The organism is Paraglaciecola aestuariivivens, assembly GCF_052983255.1.
In genome coordinates, this window is sequence record NZ_JBRKBA010000003.1 from 342,271 (window position 1) to 362,289 (window position 20,019).

At 39.2% G+C, this 20,019-nt stretch carries 17 protein-coding genes and 3 tRNA genes; 3 read left to right on the top strand and 17 right to left on the bottom strand.

Annotation, left to right across the window (positions count from 1 at the left end):
- Window positions 1–179 precede the first annotated feature (179 nt).
- Complete coding sequence (locus tag ACVCDT_RS06580) at window positions 180–1,079, bottom strand: LysR family transcriptional regulator (protein ID WP_447131970.1); 900 nt, start codon at window positions 1,077–1,079, stop codon at window positions 180–182.
- A gap of 213 nt (window positions 1,080–1,292) precedes the next feature.
- On the opposite strand from ACVCDT_RS06580, the gene ACVCDT_RS06585 reads away from it, so the two are divergent.
- Window positions 1,293–2,450 (top strand): iron-containing alcohol dehydrogenase, encoded by a 1,158-nt coding sequence (locus ACVCDT_RS06585; protein ID WP_447131971.1) that lies wholly within the window; start codon window positions 1,293–1,295, stop codon window positions 2,448–2,450.
- Between the two features lie 695 nt (window positions 2,451–3,145).
- Here ACVCDT_RS06585 and ACVCDT_RS06590 read toward each other — a convergent pair.
- Window positions 3,146–3,358 (bottom strand): RNA-binding S4 domain-containing protein, encoded by a 213-nt coding sequence (locus tag ACVCDT_RS06590; RefSeq protein ID WP_447131972.1) that lies wholly within the window; start codon window positions 3,356–3,358, stop codon window positions 3,146–3,148.
- A gap of 140 nt (window positions 3,359–3,498) precedes the next feature.
- Here ACVCDT_RS06590 and ACVCDT_RS06595 point away from each other — a divergent pair, with 140 nt between their 5' ends.
- Window positions 3,499–3,870: a glutathione S-transferase N-terminal domain-containing protein gene (locus ACVCDT_RS06595; RefSeq protein ID WP_447131973.1), complete on the top strand. Its 372-nt coding sequence runs from the start codon at window positions 3,499–3,501 to the stop codon at window positions 3,868–3,870.
- 3 nt (window positions 3,871–3,873) lie between these two features.
- Here the strand turns inward: ACVCDT_RS06595 and ACVCDT_RS06600 are convergent, their stop codons facing one another.
- The 7 genes from ACVCDT_RS06600 to ACVCDT_RS06630 all read right to left on the bottom strand — a co-directional run bounded on the left by ACVCDT_RS06600 (window position 3,874) and on the right by ACVCDT_RS06630 (window position 11,909).
- A complete protein-coding gene (locus tag ACVCDT_RS06600; RefSeq protein WP_447131974.1) occupies window positions 3,874–5,058 on the bottom strand; it encodes a winged helix-turn-helix domain-containing protein in 1,185 nt (394 codons plus the stop codon).
- 26 nt (window positions 5,059–5,084) lie between these two features.
- Window positions 5,085–5,747 carry an SDR family oxidoreductase gene (locus ACVCDT_RS06605; protein ID WP_447131975.1) on the bottom strand — a complete coding sequence of 221 codons (663 nt, stop codon included), beginning with the start codon at window positions 5,745–5,747 and terminating at the stop codon, window positions 5,085–5,087.
- A gap of 12 nt (window positions 5,748–5,759) precedes the next feature.
- Window positions 5,760–6,518, bottom strand: coding sequence for a 3-deoxy-manno-octulosonate cytidylyltransferase (gene kdsB, locus ACVCDT_RS06610; protein ID WP_447131976.1), 759 nt, complete (start codon window positions 6,516–6,518; stop codon window positions 5,760–5,762).
- A 46-nt stretch (window positions 6,519–6,564) separates the two neighbouring features.
- On the bottom strand, window positions 6,565–6,765 hold the full coding sequence (locus ACVCDT_RS06615; protein WP_447131977.1) for a Trm112 family protein: 201 nt from the start codon (window positions 6,763–6,765) through the stop codon (window positions 6,565–6,567).
- Complete coding sequence (gene lpxK, locus ACVCDT_RS06620; RefSeq protein WP_447131978.1) at window positions 6,755–7,780, bottom strand: tetraacyldisaccharide 4'-kinase; 1,026 nt, start codon at window positions 7,778–7,780, stop codon at window positions 6,755–6,757. Before lpxK ends, ACVCDT_RS06615 begins: the two co-directional genes overlap by 11 nt.
- Window positions 7,777–9,549, bottom strand: coding sequence for a lipid A export permease/ATP-binding protein MsbA (gene msbA, locus ACVCDT_RS06625; protein ID WP_447131979.1), 1,773 nt, complete (start codon window positions 9,547–9,549; stop codon window positions 7,777–7,779). The genes lpxK and msbA overlap by 4 nt, the downstream gene beginning before the upstream one ends.
- Before the next feature lie 98 nt (window positions 9,550–9,647).
- Entirely contained in the window at window positions 9,648–11,909 is a 2,262-nt protein-coding gene (locus tag ACVCDT_RS06630) for a DNA internalization-related competence protein ComEC/Rec2 (RefSeq protein WP_447131980.1), read from the bottom strand.
- Between the two features lie 52 nt (window positions 11,910–11,961).
- Between ACVCDT_RS06630 and ACVCDT_RS06635 the strand changes: the two genes are divergently transcribed.
- The gene (locus ACVCDT_RS06635) at window positions 11,962–12,501 is read left to right on the top strand and encodes a DUF2062 domain-containing protein (RefSeq protein WP_447132021.1); all 540 of its coding nucleotides are present in this window, start codon (window positions 11,962–11,964) and stop codon (window positions 12,499–12,501) included.
- A gap of 1 nt (window position 12,502) precedes the next feature.
- Here ACVCDT_RS06635 and ACVCDT_RS06640 read toward each other — a convergent pair whose 3' ends face one another.
- The 8 genes from ACVCDT_RS06640 to uvrY form a co-directional block, all read right to left on the bottom strand.
- The gene (locus ACVCDT_RS06640; RefSeq protein WP_447131981.1) at window positions 12,503–12,922 is read right to left on the bottom strand and encodes a DUF1801 domain-containing protein; all 420 of its coding nucleotides are present in this window, start codon (window positions 12,920–12,922) and stop codon (window positions 12,503–12,505) included.
- Between the two features lie 71 nt (window positions 12,923–12,993).
- Window positions 12,994–15,369: an EAL domain-containing protein gene (locus ACVCDT_RS06645; protein WP_447131982.1), complete on the bottom strand. Its 2,376-nt coding sequence runs from the start codon at window positions 15,367–15,369 to the stop codon at window positions 12,994–12,996.
- 458 nt (window positions 15,370–15,827) lie between these two features.
- Window positions 15,828–15,914 (bottom strand) — tRNA-Leu (locus ACVCDT_RS06650).
- A 47-nt stretch (window positions 15,915–15,961) separates the two neighbouring features.
- Window positions 15,962–16,035 (bottom strand) — tRNA-Cys (locus tag ACVCDT_RS06655).
- A gap of 6 nt (window positions 16,036–16,041) precedes the next feature.
- Window positions 16,042–16,116, bottom strand: a tRNA-Gly gene (locus ACVCDT_RS06660).
- A gap of 183 nt (window positions 16,117–16,299) precedes the next feature.
- Window positions 16,300–16,863: a CDP-diacylglycerol--glycerol-3-phosphate 3-phosphatidyltransferase gene (gene pgsA, locus ACVCDT_RS06665; RefSeq protein WP_447131983.1), complete on the bottom strand. Its 564-nt coding sequence runs from the start codon at window positions 16,861–16,863 to the stop codon at window positions 16,300–16,302.
- Window positions 16,864–16,955: 92 nt separating this feature from the next.
- A complete protein-coding gene (uvrC, locus tag ACVCDT_RS06670) occupies window positions 16,956–18,788 on the bottom strand; it encodes an excinuclease ABC subunit UvrC (RefSeq protein WP_447131984.1) in 1,833 nt (610 codons plus the stop codon).
- Window positions 18,789–18,802: 14 nt separating this feature from the next.
- Window positions 18,803–19,447, bottom strand: a complete 645-nt coding sequence (gene uvrY / locus ACVCDT_RS06675) for a UvrY/SirA/GacA family response regulator transcription factor (RefSeq protein WP_447131985.1) — start codon at window positions 19,445–19,447, stop codon at window positions 18,803–18,805.
- Between the last annotated feature and the right edge of the window lie 572 nt (window positions 19,448–20,019).

Below are 20,019 nucleotides of genomic sequence, written 5' to 3' on the forward strand. Positions count from 1 at the left end.
AATGCTTTGCTGATCCTGCATGACAATACTTTAGCTTAACTTCAACGTAGTTTTATATTTAAATAGATACTAGCTGGTGTGTTTAAGCTAAGTTCATTGATTAGTTTGTCAATTTGTAAGCATGACTAACGTACTTAGCAGCAACGCTTAGTTATTATTTAGCTTTAAGAAATCAAGAATTAATGAGACTGCTTGGTAAAGTAGTCTTTTAAAAAATTTAATAATAATCGAAGCTTTTTGGCATTAGCAGTACCAGGCGGATAGACCCCATAAACATCAATATCTCTTAAGCTATAATCGTCTAGCACAGTTTCTAGTTTTCCAGTTTGAATTTTTGGCAAGGCATCATAAATAGGGATCCTAGCAATACCATGACCTGCTTCAACAAAAGCTGTGCGTGCAGCGGCATTATTAGTGCTAATACTGCCTTGAGGTTGAATATTAAAAGACTGTTTGCCTTTACTAATGGTTATTTTATTTGCAGTTAATTTATACACAACCCATTGATGATGCTTTAATTCTTCTGGGGTTACCGGTCGTCCATATTGCCTAAAATACTCTGGTGAACCACATAGACAAGTTTTTAACGAGGCAAGTTTGCTTGCCTGAAGTCCTGAATCAGGCAACGGCGCCCCGCGAATAGCTAAATCTATGCCTTCTTTCATAATATTAACTACTTCATCAGTAAGCATGACATCTAGCTCAATTTTGGGGTAAATATGTTTAAATTCGTTTAAAGCTGGTACCACAGTTTGCAAGCCAACATTAACTGGACAGGTTATTTTAAGTAAACCTATGGCTTCATTTTTAAAGTTTTCTATTTGCTGGCTAGCGGCATTGGCTTGCTCGGCAATGACTTTACACCTTTGATAAAAAGCCTGACCTGCTTCTGTCAGATTAATAGAGCGAGTAGAACGATTAAGTAGCTTAACAGCTAACTGAGCTTCTAGTTTTTTTAGATGGTAGCTGATCACCGCTCTAGACAAGCTTAAATGCTTGGCTGCTGCACTTAAACTACCTTGCTCAACTACCTGAGCAAAAACCACCATACTTTTTAATTGCTCGAAAGACACATTCATACTCTAGCTGATAAAACCGAACCGTAATTGTATCAATCTTTAATACAATGATGTCAGTTTTATCTGCATTGTTCACTTAATTAAAAAGTCATATAGTATTTGTCTCGAATTTTGCTAAAAGGGAGGAAAATTAATATGGCCAAACAGCTATTTATGGATCTTACTCCCCTTTCCCACTGCATACTTACGCAGCATATTTTTAAAGGACACTAGATGTTAAATTTTACCTTTCAAAACCCCACCAAAATTTATTTTGGTGAAGATCAGACTAAAGCTATTGCTAAAGCAATTCCTAAGGATGCAAGAGTATTATTGGTTTATGGCGGGGGCTCGATAAAACACAATGGCGTATATCAACAAGTAACAGGTGCACTAGCAGCACACACTTGGTTTGAATTTTCGGGAATTGAGCCCAACCCTAGCTACCATACCTTGATGAAAGCTCAAGCTATTATTCAATCCGAAAAAATTGATTACATATTGGCAGTAGGTGGCGGCTCTGTGGTTGACGGTAGTAAATTTATTGCTGCGGCCGCCTGTTATCAAGGTGACGACCCTTGGGACATACTAGCCAAAGGCCAACCGGTCAAACAAGCGCTACCTATAGGTACAGTACTAACTTTACCCGCTACTGGCACTGAAAGTAACGGCAATTCTGTAGTTACTCGCGATGGAAACAAATTAGCCTTTACTAGCCCTTTGGTCTGCCCTCAATTTGCTGTACTCGACCCTAAAGTTACCTTATCGCTATCGGCTCGTCAGGTTGGCAATGGTGTGGTGGATGCTTTTGTGCATACCATAGAGCAATATTTAACCTATAGCGTTAATGCTAAAGTGCAAGACCGATTTAGTGAAGGATTATTGCAAACCCTTATTGAGGAAGGCCCTAAGGCACTTGCAGCTGAAACGAAAGACGATCTCACCACCCGTGCCAATATCATGTGGTCGGCCACTATGGCGCTCAATGGCTTAATTGGGGCTGGAGTACCTCAAGATTGGTCAACCCATATGATAGGGCATGAGTTAACTGGTGCTTTTGGAATTGATCATGCGAGAACCTTATCAATTGTATTGCCGGCTGTTATGAAAGTACGCCGCCAACACAAACGCGATAAACTTCTGCAATACGCTGAACGTGTGTGGCAAATTACCGAAGGCAGCGCAGATGAACGCATAGACAAAGCCATAGCCGCCACAGAAAGCTTTTTCCAAACAATGCAGGTTCCTATTCGATTGTCTGAGGTTGATTTAGGCAAAAATGATATTGATTTATTAATAGAACGCCTAGAGCAACATGGTATGACTGCACTAGGTGAACAAGGCGATATCACTTTAGAAGTGAGCCGCGAAATATTAAACCAAGCAATATAAACACAAAGCGGGTTAATCTTCTTAACCCGCTTATTATTAAACTTAATTTTTAAGCAAAACAGAGTGCTTAACTCAATTAGCCCTAACTTAATCTGCTATTTTTGGAATTAGGTTTAGACAAAGTTTAACAATAGTCAAAGAGTGAGAAGTGGTCATGCGTCTTGGCTAATGCCTATGATAAGTTTACTAAGCAAGCGGTCGTTGCACCCTCCCGTTTATTCCCCGTCATTCCTTCGGAGGAAGGAATCTCCTGCAACATCTGTGAAGTCAAAAAAGTATGTTATTTCCAGAGTTAAAATGGATTAAAGCTCACTCCTATCATACTGATTTACAGAACTTAAATTGCTTGTACGGTAATTATTAGTGGGTTCCCTCCTCCGAGGGAATGACGTGTAATATCTTCAATATCTGCGCCGTCGGCGAGATGTAATATCTTAGATATCCTCAACGACCGCTATCTGCAACAAGCTCTAGTACACCATCATTGGCGCGCAGGCGGGAACTTTTTACAAGCCACTCTAGTGTTAATTTTAATATATAGGACGTTTCACAGATGTTGCAGGTAGGTTACCGCCTACGCGGTAAAGACGGAGTGACAAGTATGAGTGTAAGCGACCGAAATTGACACATTTCTGACTGTCAGATTAGCTCAAAGCGTTTACCTTAAATATCAAATGAGTCGATTCACCTACAACTTACCCTAATGTTACTTGGTATTGCTGTTGATCAAATTCTATCTTGTCCCCTGCCATTATCTTTTTACGTTTTCTGGTTTCTACTTCTCCATTTACTTTTATTCGTCCTTGCTCGATAAGCATTTTAGCTTCGCCGCCGCTGGCTACTAAGGCCTCGAACTTAAGTAATTGATATAAAGCTATAGGTTGTGAATGTATTTGAATGCTTTGCATAATGGCCCGTAATTCTGATTTTAACTAAAGTGCAATTTTACCTAATTCAGAAAATAAAGCGCGCTTGGCTTATCAACTTTGCCATTAACAGGTTAGAATTGCGCCCCTATGTATCCCCTTTCAATCATTGAGCTGTATAAATGACATTATTTATTAATTTGATCAGAAACTTACTAGGCGGAATTATTGCCCTAATCGACCTCATTACCCGTGGAAGAAAACAAAAACGTTCTACACAAGCACAACAACAAATAGAGCAAGAACTAAAACAATTAACGCTTTACCAATTTTTTGCTTGCCCCTTTTGTATTAAAACCCGCCGTGCCCTACATAAACTCAATTTGCCGGTAGCCAAACGCAGTGCATCAAAAGGCTCGCCTTTTAGAGAGGAGCTTTTGCAATGTGGGGGTAAAATTCAAACCCCTTGTTTACGCATTGAAAATGACCAAGGTATTCAATGGTTATATGAGTCATCTGAAATTATTGCTTATTTAGAAAAACGCTTTGCCTAAACTTTATAAAAAGGCGCTAACCGAAGACTTAGTAGCGCCTGTAACTTTATGCAAAATCACAGATTCAGCTTGATTAAATTGCTTAAATTCTTGCAAGGCTTGTTGCCAAGCTAACAACAACTCTTCAGAAACTTTAGCATTAAAGTGCAAATGATTGAGGTGCAAACACTTAGTTTTACGATCGACTTTCGCGTCCACACGTCCAATAAAGTTTGTGCCCCATAATAACGGCAAGCTAAAATATCCAAACTGTCTTTTAGCGGCAGGTAGGTAACATTCTATTTGGTAGTCAAAATCCCATAGTCTAGATAAGCGCTTTCTTTGGATCACCAGATTGTCAAAAGGCGACAAAATAAATAGGCCCTTAGCTGTGTGTTTTTTATCGAGCAAATCAGTCACATTTGGCAAAGCATAATAATCATCATTGGCGACTTTAACTGTTAGTAGTTGTCCATTTTCAAGCATTTGGGCAACTGTTTGCTTAAGCTTAGCTTTAACGCCTTTTCTGAGGTAACCCATTTGCTCAATATTAGCTAAAGTATGCGCCCCTAGGTAACGCGTAACCAAGTATCGATTCATTTCATCTTCGCTTGGCATAGACGTATCAAGGCCTGCAGGTAAAACACGCTCAGTTAAGTCAAATACCTTCTGAATACCTTGTCTGTGACATACCATTAACTTTCCTTCGATAAAAAGTTGCTCTAAAGCGTGTTTTTCTGGTTTATGCTGCCACCATCCCGCCTCATGTTTTTTATTATTTTCTGCAAAGTCTTGTGCCCGCAACGGGCCTTCTTCTGCAATCCTTAAAAGAACCTGTTTTTCTATTTTAGGATTATTTTCGCGCCAATGTTTTTGTCCTGATGCGATAGCTAGTTTTTTTGGCAAAGAAAACCTGAAATCTTGCATGGGTAAATAAGCGGCAGCATGAGACCAATACTCAAAAATTGATTTGTTCTGAATTAGTTGATTAAGGTAATCAGGCTGGTAGCAGCCGACCCGATTAAATAACACATGATGATGGGCGCGTTGCACCACAGAAATCGAATCAATTTGCACATAACTTAGTTGTTGAATGACATTTAGGCAGCCTTGCAAGCCAGTGTAAGAGGCTGAATGCTCTCTTAGACCTTGGCCAGCAAGTGCAAGGTGTTTGGCTTGAGCTTGACTGACTTCGATGATTTCAGACAAAGACTACAGCCTATTAATCCTGAGGGTTACCAAGGCAGCTCTTCGCCATTGGCATGCCAAAAAGTTCCTGTAGTGTGCATACTTAACTGATCGATTCGCTGCATCAAGCTAGTGACAGCCTGAGAAGCTGAAACATCACCTTTATTGTTAACCATTTCTGTTTGCACAAAACCTGGATGTAATAAGGCCACGGCAATATTTTTAGGGGCTAAATCATGGGCTAAAGAACGACCAGCCATATTTAGCGCGGCTTTAGACATGCGGTATCCATAATACCCACCCGAGGTATTGTCGGTAATCGAGCCCATTCGGCTAGTAATAAGTATCACTTTAGCGTTTTGGGCTAATTGCCCCTGTAGTAGTTGAGTGACTAAAACTGGGCCTAATGCATTGACTCTAAATTGGTATTCTATCGTTGCTGCCGACATATCTTCTAAAGATTCGTTGGCTAGCACGCCTGCATTATTGATCAGCAGGTCGATTTTTATATCAGTTAAATCAGGCAAAATTTTGGCCAAGCATTCAGGGTTGCCCACATCCACTTTGTCTATCACTTTTGCGCCACTGGCACTTAGCTCATCGCTACTATTGCGACATAAAGCAATGACTTTGTGACCTTTGGCCAGATATTGTTTTACAAACTCTAATCCAATTCCACGGTTAGCGCCGGTAATGACCACTGTTGACATAATTCATCCTTTTTATGTAGTTATGTTTTTAATTAACTTAGCTAAATCTTCTGGCGTATCTATGCCTGTAGGGGGAGTGACTCGCGCTTCTTCAACGTGAATCTTTTCTCCATGCCAGAGTACGCGTAATTGCTCTAGGGACTCAATTTGTTCAAGCCCAGAAGGCGACATATTGACATATTGCTTAATAAATCCGGCACGATAAGCGTAAATCCCTATGTGCCGATAATAAAAGTCGCCAATTTCATCTATGCTGTCTTCTTCTAAAAAGCGCGCTCTATCATAGGGTATGGTTGAGCGAGTAAAGTACATGGCATAGCCTTGTTTATCCATTACCACTTTTACTGTATTCGGGTTAAAGGCTTCTTCTACGTCCTGTATTTTCACAGCTAATGTGGCCATTTCGGCTTGTTGGTGATGATGTAGGTTTTCTGCAACCTGTTGAATGTTCTCTGCAGGTATAAAAGGTTCATCGCCTTGAACATTAACCACTAATTCATGAGCTAGCATATTTCTAAGCTCAACCACTTCAGCTAAACGTTCTGTTCCTGATTCGTGATGAGCAGCGGTCATACAATATTGCCCACCAAATTCTGCTACAGCGTTGGCAATTCGTACGTCATCTGTGGCCACAACGATTTGACTAGCACCAGATTCTTGGGCTCGTTCGTATACATGCTGCACCATTGGTTTACCTTGTATCTCTACTAAAGGTTTACCAGGAAAACGACTTGACGCATATCGGGCGGGAATGATCACACTAAATTGCATGGGCAGGTCTCTTTTTTATTTAAGCTTCATAAAGGCTATGATGTTTTTAAGAATTTAGGCGCGCTTCTAACTCTTCATTAGATAATTGTTTAGCTTCTGATTCCAACAGCACAGGAATATTTTCACGAATTTCGTAGACTAAGCGATCAAACTTACAAATTAATTGTGCCTCGCTTTTTAGGTAAGTCAACTTGCCCTTACATGCAGGGCAAGCAAGTATGTCTAATAACTTTGTATCAAAGGCCATGTTTTATCTCTTTTTTGGGGTGTTTTTTTAACATTACACATTGGTTAACTTTATCAAGCAATTGTTGTTCAAACTGTTTAGACAAACTCGCTCTAACAGGTAAAAACCAACAATCTGGGTGAGCTATATCGCCACACTTTACTGCGTCTTTCTCTGTCATCAGTACTGTGCCAGAAGGAATATCTTGTTGTTCAAAATCATGATGATCAACAAAACTAATCCGCTGTTTAAGTTTAACTTGCTTACTTTCTAATAAGTTAAAAAAGCGTTGCGGGTTACCAATCCCTGCCAAGGCAGTCACGGGCTCGGTTAGGGCTTTTAAAGACAGAGTTTTATTTGGGTTGAGTACATTCACCAGTTGGCCTGATTCAAGCGACATTAAATGTTCACCAGGCAAAATTTGCCCACCGTTTACTACAATAAAATCTACGTCTTTTAATCGCCACTTGCCTTCTCTTAAAGGCCCTGCTGGTAAAAGCAAGCCATTTCCAGCGCGGCGCTGTCCATCAATAACAGCAATTTCTAAATCGCGTTTTAACCCATAGTGCTGTAGACCATCGTCGCAAATAATCAGATTGCACTTGTGTTCATTAACCAAGGCCATTGCCCCTCTAGAACGTATGGGATCGACTACTAACGGACAATTAACGTGATGGCGCATCAATACTGCTTCATCACCTACAACTGCAGCAGAGCTAAGTTTATCTACTGTCATTGGGTAGTGAGCCCCTTTACCGCCATACCCTCTACTTAATACCCCGGGATAATATCCTGCTTGCCTTAGACTTTGGGCCAATTGTACAACTAATGGTGTTTTACCATTACCACCAACACTAATATTGCCTACCACTATTACAGGTACAGGGATTGCAAGAGATTGACGTAACCCTAAACGGAACATCTTTCTGCGAATAGCCGACATTAAATAAAACACCAAGGACAAAGGCAGCAATAAAACAATCATTGGCCAATGAAACCATTTGGGCGCATACCAAATTTTATCTATGCTTTTCACTCAGGCTTTTGCTCGTCACTAAATTGCATTTTGTACAGCTGGGCATAATGGCCATTTTCGGCCAAAAGGCTTTGATGAGTCCCCTGCTCTACTATTTGTCCTGCTTCGATTACTAAAATCACATCTGCATTTTCAATAGTAGACAACCTATGAGCTACAACTATGCTAGTGCGGTTTTGTTGAAGTTTGTCTAATGCATCTTGAATTAATCGTTCTGACTCAGTATCTAATGCCGATGTTGCTTCGTCTAATATCAAAATGGGCGCATCTAGCAACAAGGCCCTAGCAATGGCTAAACGTTGTCTTTGTCCACCAGATAACATAAAGCCGTTCTCACCCACTATTGTGTCTAGACCATCAGGTAATTGTTCTATGAACTCTAATACATGAGCGGTTTTGGCTGCAGCCAAAATTTGTTCACGGCTTACCTTATCTTCTGAGCCATAAGCAATATTGTTGGCTATGGTGTCGTTAAACAGCACTACATGCTGAGAAACTAAGGCAAATTGGCGTCTTAAATCTTTTAGCGGTAAGTCTGTCAGCAAAGTGTTGTCTAAGCGGATCTCGCCTTGCTGATTATCGTAAAAACGTGTTAGTAAGCTTGATATAGTTGATTTTCCACTGCCTGAGCGCCCTACTAAAGCACAAGTCTGCCCAGGCTCTACTCTAAAACTAATGTTTTTAAGCGCGGCCTCTTCTTTGCTAGGGTAAGTAAAAGTAACCTGATTAAATTCAATTTGCCCTTTTGCTTTGTCTATTGAAGTTTTGCCCGTATCTTGCTCTAGCTCTTTGTCTAATACTTCAAAAATACTGACACAGGCTGCCATGCCTTTTTGAAACTCGCTGTTTACTGTGGTGAGTTGCTTTAAGGGTTTAAGCAGCATAGTCATAAACACCACCACACTAACAAACACCCCAGGGGTTAAAGATTGCACGAGATCTGGAAAACTTGCGATATACAAAACCACAGCCAAGGCGATAGACGCAATCACCTGAATAGAAGAAACGCTTAATATTCTGGCCACTATTAACTTCATATTTTGTTGGCGATTATGATTGTTTTTATCTGCAAAACGTTCTTCTTCGCTGGTTTGACCGCCAAACATCAACACCACTTTATGACCTTTAATCACTTGTTCAACAGAAGATGTCAGTCCACCCATGGCGTCTTGAATACGTTTACTGACTAAGCGAAACCTTTTACTCACAACAGATACAATCACCGCCACTAAAGGGCCAATCAACACAAAAATTAGGGATAATTGCCACGAGTAATAAAACATGGCAAACAGTAGCCCGATAACAAAGGCGCCATCTCGTACCAAAGTTAACAAGGCTTTACCGGCAGCGTTTGACACTTGCTCAGTGTCATACATAACTTTAGAAATTAAAGAGCCTGTGCCTGTGTTGTCGTGAAACTCAACAGGCAAATGAATGTAGCGACTAAATAATTGCTGACGCATTTGCATCACCACATGATTGCCAATCCAAGCTACTGTATAAGTGCCTAAAAAGTTTAGAATGCCGCGCAAGATAAAAATAGGCACAATAAAATAAGAAGCGGTGCGTAAATATTGATAATCCCCAGCACCCAAACTGTCATCTACTATGGGTTTTAATTGGGCTACCACGGCAACATCTATGGCTGAATAACCGATCATGCCAACTACAGCTAAGAAAAAGGCGAATTTAAAGTCTTTTAAATACACACGAAAACGTTTAAAAATGCTCGGTGGCACTGGTGTGTGTAAATCAGTTTGTTTGCTCATTAAATAATTGATATCTGATGGAATTAAAATACTCTGCTAGTGTAACTGTTCGGATTAAATTACCCAACTCCATGTACAAATTTTTCTGCATTGAAAGCTTAATTTGCATACCAATAAGGATGGATCTGTTGTCTAAAGGTTGTCACTTGAATGGGTTTAGGTGAATTAAACTCGATTGCAAAGCTTACCTGCCCTGAGTGAGAGGTGGTAAAAAGTTGATTTAATTGCTTAGTTAACCGATATCTCTGTACTACCTCATCACGGGGAAACTGCCATCTATTCATATATCCTTGACTAAATACCACAAAGTCGGGATCAACTTGCTGAATAAAAGCCAATGAAGAGGAGGTATTACTGCCATGATGAGGGGCTAATAAAATATCAGCTGTTAACTTATTGGCATGTAAATTAATAAGTTTGGCTTCTATGGATTTATCTATGTCTCCTGGCAATAACAAACTGTGGTGGCTATCGGCAACGCGCAACACACAAGAACCATTATTACTGGAATAAAATGCTGGTTCATCTGGCCACAGCCCCTGAATGCTTAAACCTTGCCAATCTAAGGCTAAGCCTTGCTGACAACTCGTTTGATTAGTCAATTGGTGAACTACCGGCATATGCTCTAACAAGGTTTTGGCACTTCCTGCATGATCATTATCACTGTGACTTAAAAACAACATGTCTATTTGCTGAATGCCTTTAGCCTGTAGAAAAGGCAATAACACAGCTTCTGCCATATTAAAGCCACTAGGGTAATAGGCACCGACATCATAAACTATGGCTCGGTTGTTTTTGATAATGACTACAGAGACTCCCTGCCCTACATCTAGCACATATATTTGCCAAGTGGTGGATGAATTAAATAAAGCCGAAGTAACAAAAGGGACAAGCAATAACACTAAGTAAAATTTAGCGACAAAAAGAAAGGGTAAAAAGCCTAACAACAAAAATACAAATAAAAACAACCAGTAGTGAACAGGAAAGCTTGGTAGGTCAAAATAGGCCCAATCTAAGGTTAATCCAAAAGATAGAAATTCAAGTCCGTAACCAAGCAAAGCATCTGCTAAGGCAAAAATTGGCTGAGCCCAATTGGGATCTAAACACAAAACTACAACTGCGCTTAAACACAGTGGCACTAACAATAGTGTAACTACTGGCACAGCCACTAAGTTAATCATAGGAGCAAGCCATGAAATATAACCAAATTGCCATGCAATTAATGGAAACATTAGTAGGCTTAAGCCCAACTGTAGCTTAAGCATGCCCATTAAGGCGGTTAACATGGAAAAGCCTGCTTTAGGCACGGGCCAGCGCCAAAAAATAAACCCGATAAAAAACACCGCACAAAAACTTAACCAAAAACTTAGGCCATAAATACTGGTGGGGAAAAGCAAAATAAAACTAGCAAGCCCCAATAAAAAAATGCGCTTGGGGCGAATACTTTGATGAAAAATGAAACATCCCACAAACAAAGCCAACATTAGCCAGGCTCTAAGTGTTGGCAAACCAAAGCCGGCAATTGCTGAATATAAAAAAGTGCAGCCTAGCGAAATAACTAAGGCCCAATTATGCAGATTAACTTGCGGCCAACTAGCCATACGACTAACAACAGCCGCAACAAGCCAGGCCACAATAAAGTAGCTAAAACTGGCTACTAACGCTAAATGCAGCCCAGAAATTGCAATTAAATGCGCCACTCCTGTTTTTTGTACTAAAGACCAATCTTGCTGAGTTAAAAGACCTCGATAGCCAAACGCCAAGGCAGCCACCCAAGCTTTATTTTCAAGTTTAAAAGTTAATAATTGATCCACCAATGATTGGCGAAGGGTTGGCTGGTTACTAATAAGTTGGTTTTGAATATGGTTTTTAACATAACCAGTTGCCACAATTTGCTGACTAAACAACCATTGTTGGTAATGAAAGCCCCCTTCATTAGCTAAGCCATGAGGGGGTTTAACTTTTACTTGTAAAGCCCACTTTTGTCCTTGTTTTACAGGTGCATGGGGCGTTAACCAGCTTAATCTAAAGGTTTTAGACAATTTAAAACACTCTTGGTTAATGCACTGCACATCAAAGTTAAACCGAATGTTATTTTTACTGGTTACAATCGAACTCACTTGACCTAAAATATGGATGGGTTGACTGGTTTGCGACGAAGAAAGTTGCATTGCACCTTGCCAATGACCTACACTCGCCATCCAGACAATCCCAAGTATTGGGAATGCAAAAATTAACTGCAGCCTAATCAAATAACAGGCCAGCAAAAACAAAAATAGAGTAATGGAAACAGAAGGTAAACTAGTCCAAAGTAAACTAGTTAATGCCCCTGCAATAAATCCGATGAGTTTATTGTCCATAATAAGGTCAATATGCAGTCCATTGCGGTAAGAATTGTAAGTATAGAGAGTTATTCTGAAAAAGTTTATTAAGCGCTTTTTGCCAAGTCACCAGGTTGTAAAAGAACAAAAAGTCTTGTCGGTGTTTGGCACCTTATTACATGATCCCAATTTATGGCACTTAAATAGGCGCTCGGCATCGGGTGCTTTTGCAGTGGGGCTGTTTTTTGCTTTTTGGCCAGTGCCATTTCAAATGTGGTTAGCTGCGGCAGTGGCCATCCCACTTAGAGTAAACCTACCTTTATCGGTGGCCACAGTGTGGATCACTAATCCCTTTACCATGCCACCTATTTTTTACGGTGCGTACTTAGTTGGCACCACTGTGATGGGACAACCCTCTAATCAGTTTAATTTTGAATTAAGTTGGCAATGGGTAGTAGCAAGTATGGAAACCATAGGCCCAGCCTTTTTAGTAGGCTGTTTAATCTGCTCTGTGGTATTTGGATTAATAGGCTATATCAGTTTAAATTATTTATGGCGCCTATCTGTTTTAAGAGCCTGGCAACATAGGGTGGTTAAAAGGTGCAAAAAACAAGGTTCGAAAAAAAGCTAGCTTAGTCTGGATAGCGGCTGGCCATATCCTCAACAGACAATTTAATTAGCTCTTTTAATATTGATTCATCTACATCGCTTAATTTATTGATATACAAACAAGATTTTCCAGTTTTATATTTCCCTAAGCGCTGCATTTTATCTGCGTAATTAGTAAAGCCAGGCATAATATACAAAGCTAGGTTTTGTTTTCTTGGAGAGAAGCCCGTTCGTAAAAACTGATGCGTTTTTTTATCTGCGGTTTGGTAAGTATAACTGCCAAAGCCAATTAGGCTGTCTCCCCAAAGTACCGGTTTTTCTTGGGTAACCTGACTAAACAAATCTAACAACTTTAGCGCGTCTTCTCTCCTTTGCTGATGCTCAACGGCTTGGATATAGTCTAGAACACTGGTCTTAGTGGGCTGCGTTTTATTTTCTGCCATTTTTACCTGCCTATTCTTTATTGAGAACCCAATTTATCTAGCTTTAAAAGTTATGCCTAAGTGAGTTTTGACTAATTAACCATAAGTTTTTTGTGCCTTTGCAACACATCTACCCATTGTTGTTCGGTCAACAACTTGCTGATATAAAAGCCCTGCCCCATTGAACATTGTAGATCTCTCATAGAGCTAAGCTGTTCTTTATTTTCTATGCCAACCGCAATAGTATTTATGGATAATGATTTAGCTAAACTATTAATAGACTCAAGAATCATATGTTGCTTAGCAGTTACATTTAACGCATTAATAAAACTTCGATCTATTTTTATGTGATTAAACTTAAACTGACCTAAATAACTTAACGACGCGTAACCCGTACCAAAGTCGTCTAGGGCTAAGTGGATCCCCATCTTCGAAAATATCCGCATTTGTGAACGGGTTAACTCTACCCCTTTCATAACCGCTTTTTCAGTGGTTTCTAAGGCAAGGTATTGAAACAATTCAGGGGTATTATCAAAATGCCCCTGTAAGGCTTCTAATAGCGGAATAGAAGAAAAACCTGCAGCAGAGATATTGATAGATAGACGAAAATACCTAGGCAACAGATGTTGCCAGCTTTGAAGCAACTCAAAGGCTTTATTAATATTGTAAACATCTAACTGAACTATGCTGCCACTTTCTTCCATTTCTGGTAAAAAAGCTTTGGGTTGTAATATGCCTTTTTCTGGATCATTCCATCTAACTAACGCCTCTACCCCTACTATATCTTGACTCTTTAACTCGATAATAGGCTGGAACATAAAATAAAACTGATCGGTATTAAGTCCTTTGAGTAAATCCTGCTCTAAAAAGTTAGAGGTAAAAACTGGGGTCTGTTTACGTTCTTGATGTAAAACCGCTCGGTTACGCCCTTGTTGTTTGGCTAGATACATAGCTTCGTCAGCGTAACTAATTACCGCTTCTATGCTGTCTTCAGATTTATCTTGAAAGGCAATGCCTATACTAGTAGACGTAAAAATTTGAATATCTTCTAATTCAAAAGGCGTTTGTAGCGATTTGATAATCTTTCGGGCAACGTTTTTAGCATCTTCGGCAGACTCAATATCTTCCAGCAAGATAGCAAATTCATCTCCCCCAAAACGACTTAAGGTATCTGATTCTCGTATACTTTTCTTAAGTACTTTTGACACTTCTATTAATAATAAATCACCAATATGATGGCCGTATGTATCATTAACTTGTTTAAATTTATCTAAATCTAAAAACAGCAATGCCATTTTTTTGTCTTTTTCACGCCTGCATTTATTCAAGGCATGTTTAACTCTATCGTTAAATAACGAACGGTTAGATAATTTAGTTAGAGGATCATGTAAGGCTAAAAATTGCAGATCAGAGCGAGCTTGAATACGTTCAATGGCATTACGAATATGCCTGGCCACAAAACATAATAATTGTTCGTCTTTTTCAGTAAAGCCTATTTTGTCATTGTAACTTTGTACCACTACCACCCCATGTAAAGGCGGCTCACCAAATGGCACCCCTAACCAGGCATTAGGCAAAGACCCTTTTATATACACCTGATTTGAGTCAATCATAGATTGCATGGTTTGTTTTGTTGCCAATAAGGGTTTATTGGTTTTTAGTACATAACCAGTAATACTGGGTTTTTCGTTATCTAAGGGGATAACCTCGTGCGGCGGCACTTCATCCACCTCATCCACCGCATATGGCAAAGTAATAGCTTCACCATCTTCAATCACTAGGCCAACAAAAAAGTTTGAAGCAAACATCAACTTTGCAATACATTTATGCAGACGTTCGTAAAACTCCTGCATATTTGCTGTTTCAAAAATTAACTCGGCGATTTCGAATAGGGTATCTTGAATTTTTCCACTAAATTCTAATTTTTCAATTGTGTGTTGTAACTGCTCTATAGCGCGACTTTTTTCCATTTTAATCGCGGTAATAGACGACATGACTTTTAACGAATTTTTTAATTGTGGCTCAAAAGCAAACTTTTCACGGCTTGCACAATACACAACACCTATTAATTTAGTATCAGCAAAAACCGGTACAACTAAGGCACTTTGGTGTGAGGGATCTTGAGGTTTAAATTCTTGCTCTTCTGAAAAATCTTGAATACAAACAGTATTTAAGGTTTTGGCTGCATGCCCTATTATGCCGCCCCATTCACTTAAGCTTGTTGGCTCTGCAGTGGGTAATGAAACAGCTTGTCTATTAAGATAAGCTCCTACTAAAGCTAACTTTTGAGTAAGAGAATTAAAGGCGTAAAATTCAAAATCAGAAATATCTAATTGATTAAGTAAAGTGTCGGTTAAATAGCCTACTATCTCTTGCTCGCTATTCGCGGCTAAAATTTCGATAGTATATTGACTGACTATTTTTAAATGTTTGTGTTCTATTTCTAATTGCTGCTGCGCTTTGTTCATTTCCATATAGCCTTTATTTTTAAGACATTTTTATTAGTGGCATTTTCTGGCATTACATTCTGTAAAGCTCGGTTTCCTTAACCTTAGCTTTTAAGTATCGCTTTTTTAATGAATTTACATCTCATTATAAGCTTAAACATTGGTAAGCTAATAGCTTACAAAACGCCTTGCTTAATAGACATCTGATCTCACAAAAAACTTGCAATAAATTTAATAACTTCAGCAGCTTAATATCAACATAATACTAGTAAAATTACCAGAAAAACAAATTAGGGAAAATAATTGGGCCAAACGAAAATATGCCTTATATGACGGGTAAAATAGACTAAATAAGTAACAGTCATAATGACCAATTAAAAACAGAAATAATTAGTTTAAATATGAAAAGATGAATGTAATTACGCGATATTAAACAGGGTGAGTTTAAATTGAAAAACTAATGATTTTTAACCTAAGAATGGTGCCCGGGGCCGGACTTGAACCGGCACGTCCTTACGAACGAGGGATTTTAAATCCCTTGTGTCTACCAATTTCACCACCCGGGCATCGGGGGTACTTACTGATATAGTAAGCTGGTATTGCTAAGCGTATATGGAGGCGGAACCCGGAGTCGAACCGAGATCCACGGATTTGCAATCCGCTGCATAGCCATTCTGCCATTCCGCCGAAATTTGGAGCGGGAAACGAGATTCGAACTCGCGACCCCAACCTTGGCAAGGTTGTGCTCTACCACTGAGCTATTCCCGCTTAAATTCCTTTTTGATATTAGTTTGTCTTGCTGAGTTATCTGCTTGACTCCCTAAATCTGTTGCGCATTCTACCGTCAAAGTTAAAGCTGTCAACAACAAAAATTAGGTTTTTGAACTGAATGGCTATTTTTTAACTTGAACGCGCTAAATTTAAACAATTCAACCCAAATTAACCTGCAATTTATGCTTTTTTTAAGTCGTCCCATGCCGCTTTTGAATAAACCAACATAGACCAAAAAGATAACAATGCAGCAAAATACAACAAAATATATCCCAAAGACACCCAATAAATTCTAATTCCCATAAAATATTCAAGTTCGGACAATAAACCTATTAGAGCTAACATTTGTGCCATGGTCTTAGCTTTGCCCATAAAAGATACTTTTACTATGTCTTGTTTACCTTGTTGCCCCATCCATTCTCGTAATGCCGAAATATAAACTTCACGCGACATTAAAAGTACAGCTGGAATGGTGATCCAAACTGATGCATAACTATGGGTAATTAATAGTAAAGCGGCGGCAACTATTAATTTATCTGCCACTGGGTCTAAAAATGCACCAAAGGCCGTACTTTGTTGTAATTTTCTTGCTAGGTAGCCGTCAAACCAATCGGTAATGGCTGCAAACCAAAATATAAATGCTCCCGCTTGGTGTGCCCATTTCCAATCAAGAAAATACACAACAACAAATACAGGAATGAGTAACACTCTGATCACGGTAATAATATTAGGAATAGTCCACATTTAACTTCTCTGTATTTCCTGTGTTAACAAAATAAGGGTTTGTTGAATTAGTTTTAAGGCTTAGCCTTGGCTTTTAGCTACTATAGCAAATCTCAATTATGAATATGATCATAAATAATATCTGCTAGTTCCTCACTGATGCCAGGCACATTGGCTATTTCTCCTTTACTGGCTTGCAGTACACCATGTAAACCTCCCATATATTTCAACAGACTTTGCCTTCTTTTTGCCCCTACTCCGGGTATAGATTGCAATTTAGAGGTGTTTTTTTCTTTTTGCCGTCTTTGTCTGTGTCCTGTTATGGCAAATCTATGGGCTTCATCGCGAATATGTTGAATTAGATGTAAGGCCGAGCTGTCGCCTTGCATAGGTATAGTGGCATGACTGCCTGCTAATATTAGGGTTTCAAAGCCTGCTTTTCGACTACTGCCCTTGGCCACCCCTATTAACAAAGGTTTTTTGTCTTGTTTCCAATCATCAAAATAAGCTTCGGCCTGAGCTAATTGACCTTTACCACCATCTATAAATAATATATCTGGAATTTTATTTGGGTCTTTAACATCGCGGTAGCGTCTTGATAAAGCTTGCGCCATGGCAGCATAGTCATCACCAGGTGTAATACCTTCAATGTTGTAGCGCCTATAATCGGTTTTGAAGGGGCCTTCGCGATTAAACACCACACAAGAAGCGACGGTTTGTTGACCCGAGGTATGGCTAATATCAAAACATTCCATACGTTGAATAGGCTGCTCAAACTCTAAAACTTGTTCTAATTCCATATACCGAGCAAACACCGATTTTTGATGGCTTTGCCGCGATTCTAAGGCACTGTTAGCATTGGTATTGGCTAAATCTAAATAACGGCGTTTTTCGTCTCTGGCCCCTTTGTAAAATTGAATTTTACGCCCAGCTTGAGCCGATAAGGTTTCTTCTATGGCACTTTGTTCGGCTAAATCACAAGGAATAACAATTTGTTGGGGAATGATTTTATTGCCCGCTAAGTAAAATTGTAAAATAAATGATTGAAAAACTTCGGCTTCACTAGATTCTGCCGGAACTTTTGGATAAAAACTTTTGCTGCCTAAGAGTTTATTATCACGAATAAATAATCCTTGCACACAAGCAATTCCATTGCGGTAGGCAAAACCAAATACGTCCATTTCTTGCTGGTTACCACTCACCCATTGTTGTTCTTGTACTTTATTTAATGCGCTGATTTGATCGCGATAACGAGCCGCGGCCTCAAACTTTAGCTCAGTACTAGCGGTTTCCATTTTATTAACCAAAGCATCAATCACTTGTTTATTTTTACCTTTTAAAAATAAACGGGCTAATTGAACTTGCTGTGCATATTCATTTTCTGTAACTAGCCCTTCAACACAAGGGCCAGCACAACGTTGTAATTGATATTGCAAGCAAGGGCGCGTGCGCGCGCGGTAATAACTGTCGTCACATTGGCGAATTGGGAAAATCCTTTGCATAGTTCGCAAACTTTCGCGTACCGCCCAAGCACTTGGATAAGGGCCAAAATATTCTCCCTTAAGTTTTTTCGGGCCTCTATGGTTACTTAATCTAGGGTGAGTATGTTCTGACAAAAAAATAAATGGATAGGATTTATCATCCCTTAATAATACGTTGTATCTAGGTTTATATTTTTTTATGTAGTTGTTTTCTAGAATAAAAGCTTCGGCTTCACTGTGCACAACTGTGACATCCATATCACAAATTTGTTTAACCAAAGAGCGGGTTTTAATGCTATCTAGATTACTTCTAAAATAGCTCGATACCCTTTTTTTAAGGTTTTTGGCTTTACCTACATAAATAACCTGCTGTTTTTGGTTGTACATTCGGTACACACCAGGTTGATGAGTTAAAGTTTTTAAAAAGTTTTGCGAATCGAATGAATCGTTTAAAGTTGTGCTCATCTTTGATACAAAAATTATAAATGATCAGAAGAAATCAATTTATTTCTAAGGGCCAAATGGGTGAGCTCTACATCTGTGCTGACATTGAGTTTTTCAAACATTCTATATCTATAAGTATTCACGGTTTTAGCACTAATATTTAAATGAACAGCAATGTCTGGCACTTTTGCTCCTTTGGTCAACATTAGGGTAATTTCTAATTCCCGTTCAGACAGCTGATCAAAAGGGTTACTTTCGTTTAAATTTAACTGGCCTAGTGCAATTTGTTGAGCAATATCGGGGGAAACATATTTTTGCCCTGCAGCCACTTTGTAAATAGCCTTAATCATTTCTTGCGGATCAGAATCTTTGGTTAAGTAACCAAATGCGCCCATTTGCATGACTTTGGCTGGAATGGGATTTTCTTTATGTACAGATAGCACTATCACTCGGGTATTTTCAGAAAAACGTAAAATTTGTTTGGTGGCTTCAATTCCCCCAATACCCGGCATACTCATATCCATGAGCACCAAATCTGGCGCATTTTTACGACAAAACTTAACCGCATCTTCACCATTTGTGGCTTCGCCCACCACAGAAAAATCTGCAACGTCTTCTAAAATACGGCGTATTCCGGTTCTAACTATATCGTGATCATCTACTAACAACAGTTTTATCAAGGTAAATTCTCTTTATTATTTTAACGATAAAAGTGGGTACTTAAACTATTCCAGCCAGCAATAGTATTAAGTAACCCTTGGCCAATATTGTAGGCACAACAGCGCTTAACTTGGCAACTAATTATCCATCTATCATCACAATTAGCGATTAGCTTAGGCTCACTAGCTTTACCACCACATCGACATGCCAGTGTAATCTGAGTTGCGGGCAATTTCACCTTTGGGCTTTTAAAGTTTGGCATGACTAGTAATATCTTGGGATCACAGTTGTACTTTTAAGTCTTGAGCATAAAGGATAAGTGCGCAAAACCATAATGAAAATATAAAATCAGAATGCATTACAAAAGCTAACTTCATAAGATTTTTGACTAAATATAAGCCATACACAACTATTAGGCGGCTTTTCTAAGTTAGATTGGTACAACGCTTTAAATGCAGCCAGTCAAACTATTTATTTTGATGCATCAATCTAAGTGGTTTGTCTCTCTTTTTGACAGAAATAACAAAACGAGGCAATAAAAAACCCGCTTAGTGAGCGGGTTTCTTGGTATATGGCCCAGAGGGAGGGGTTC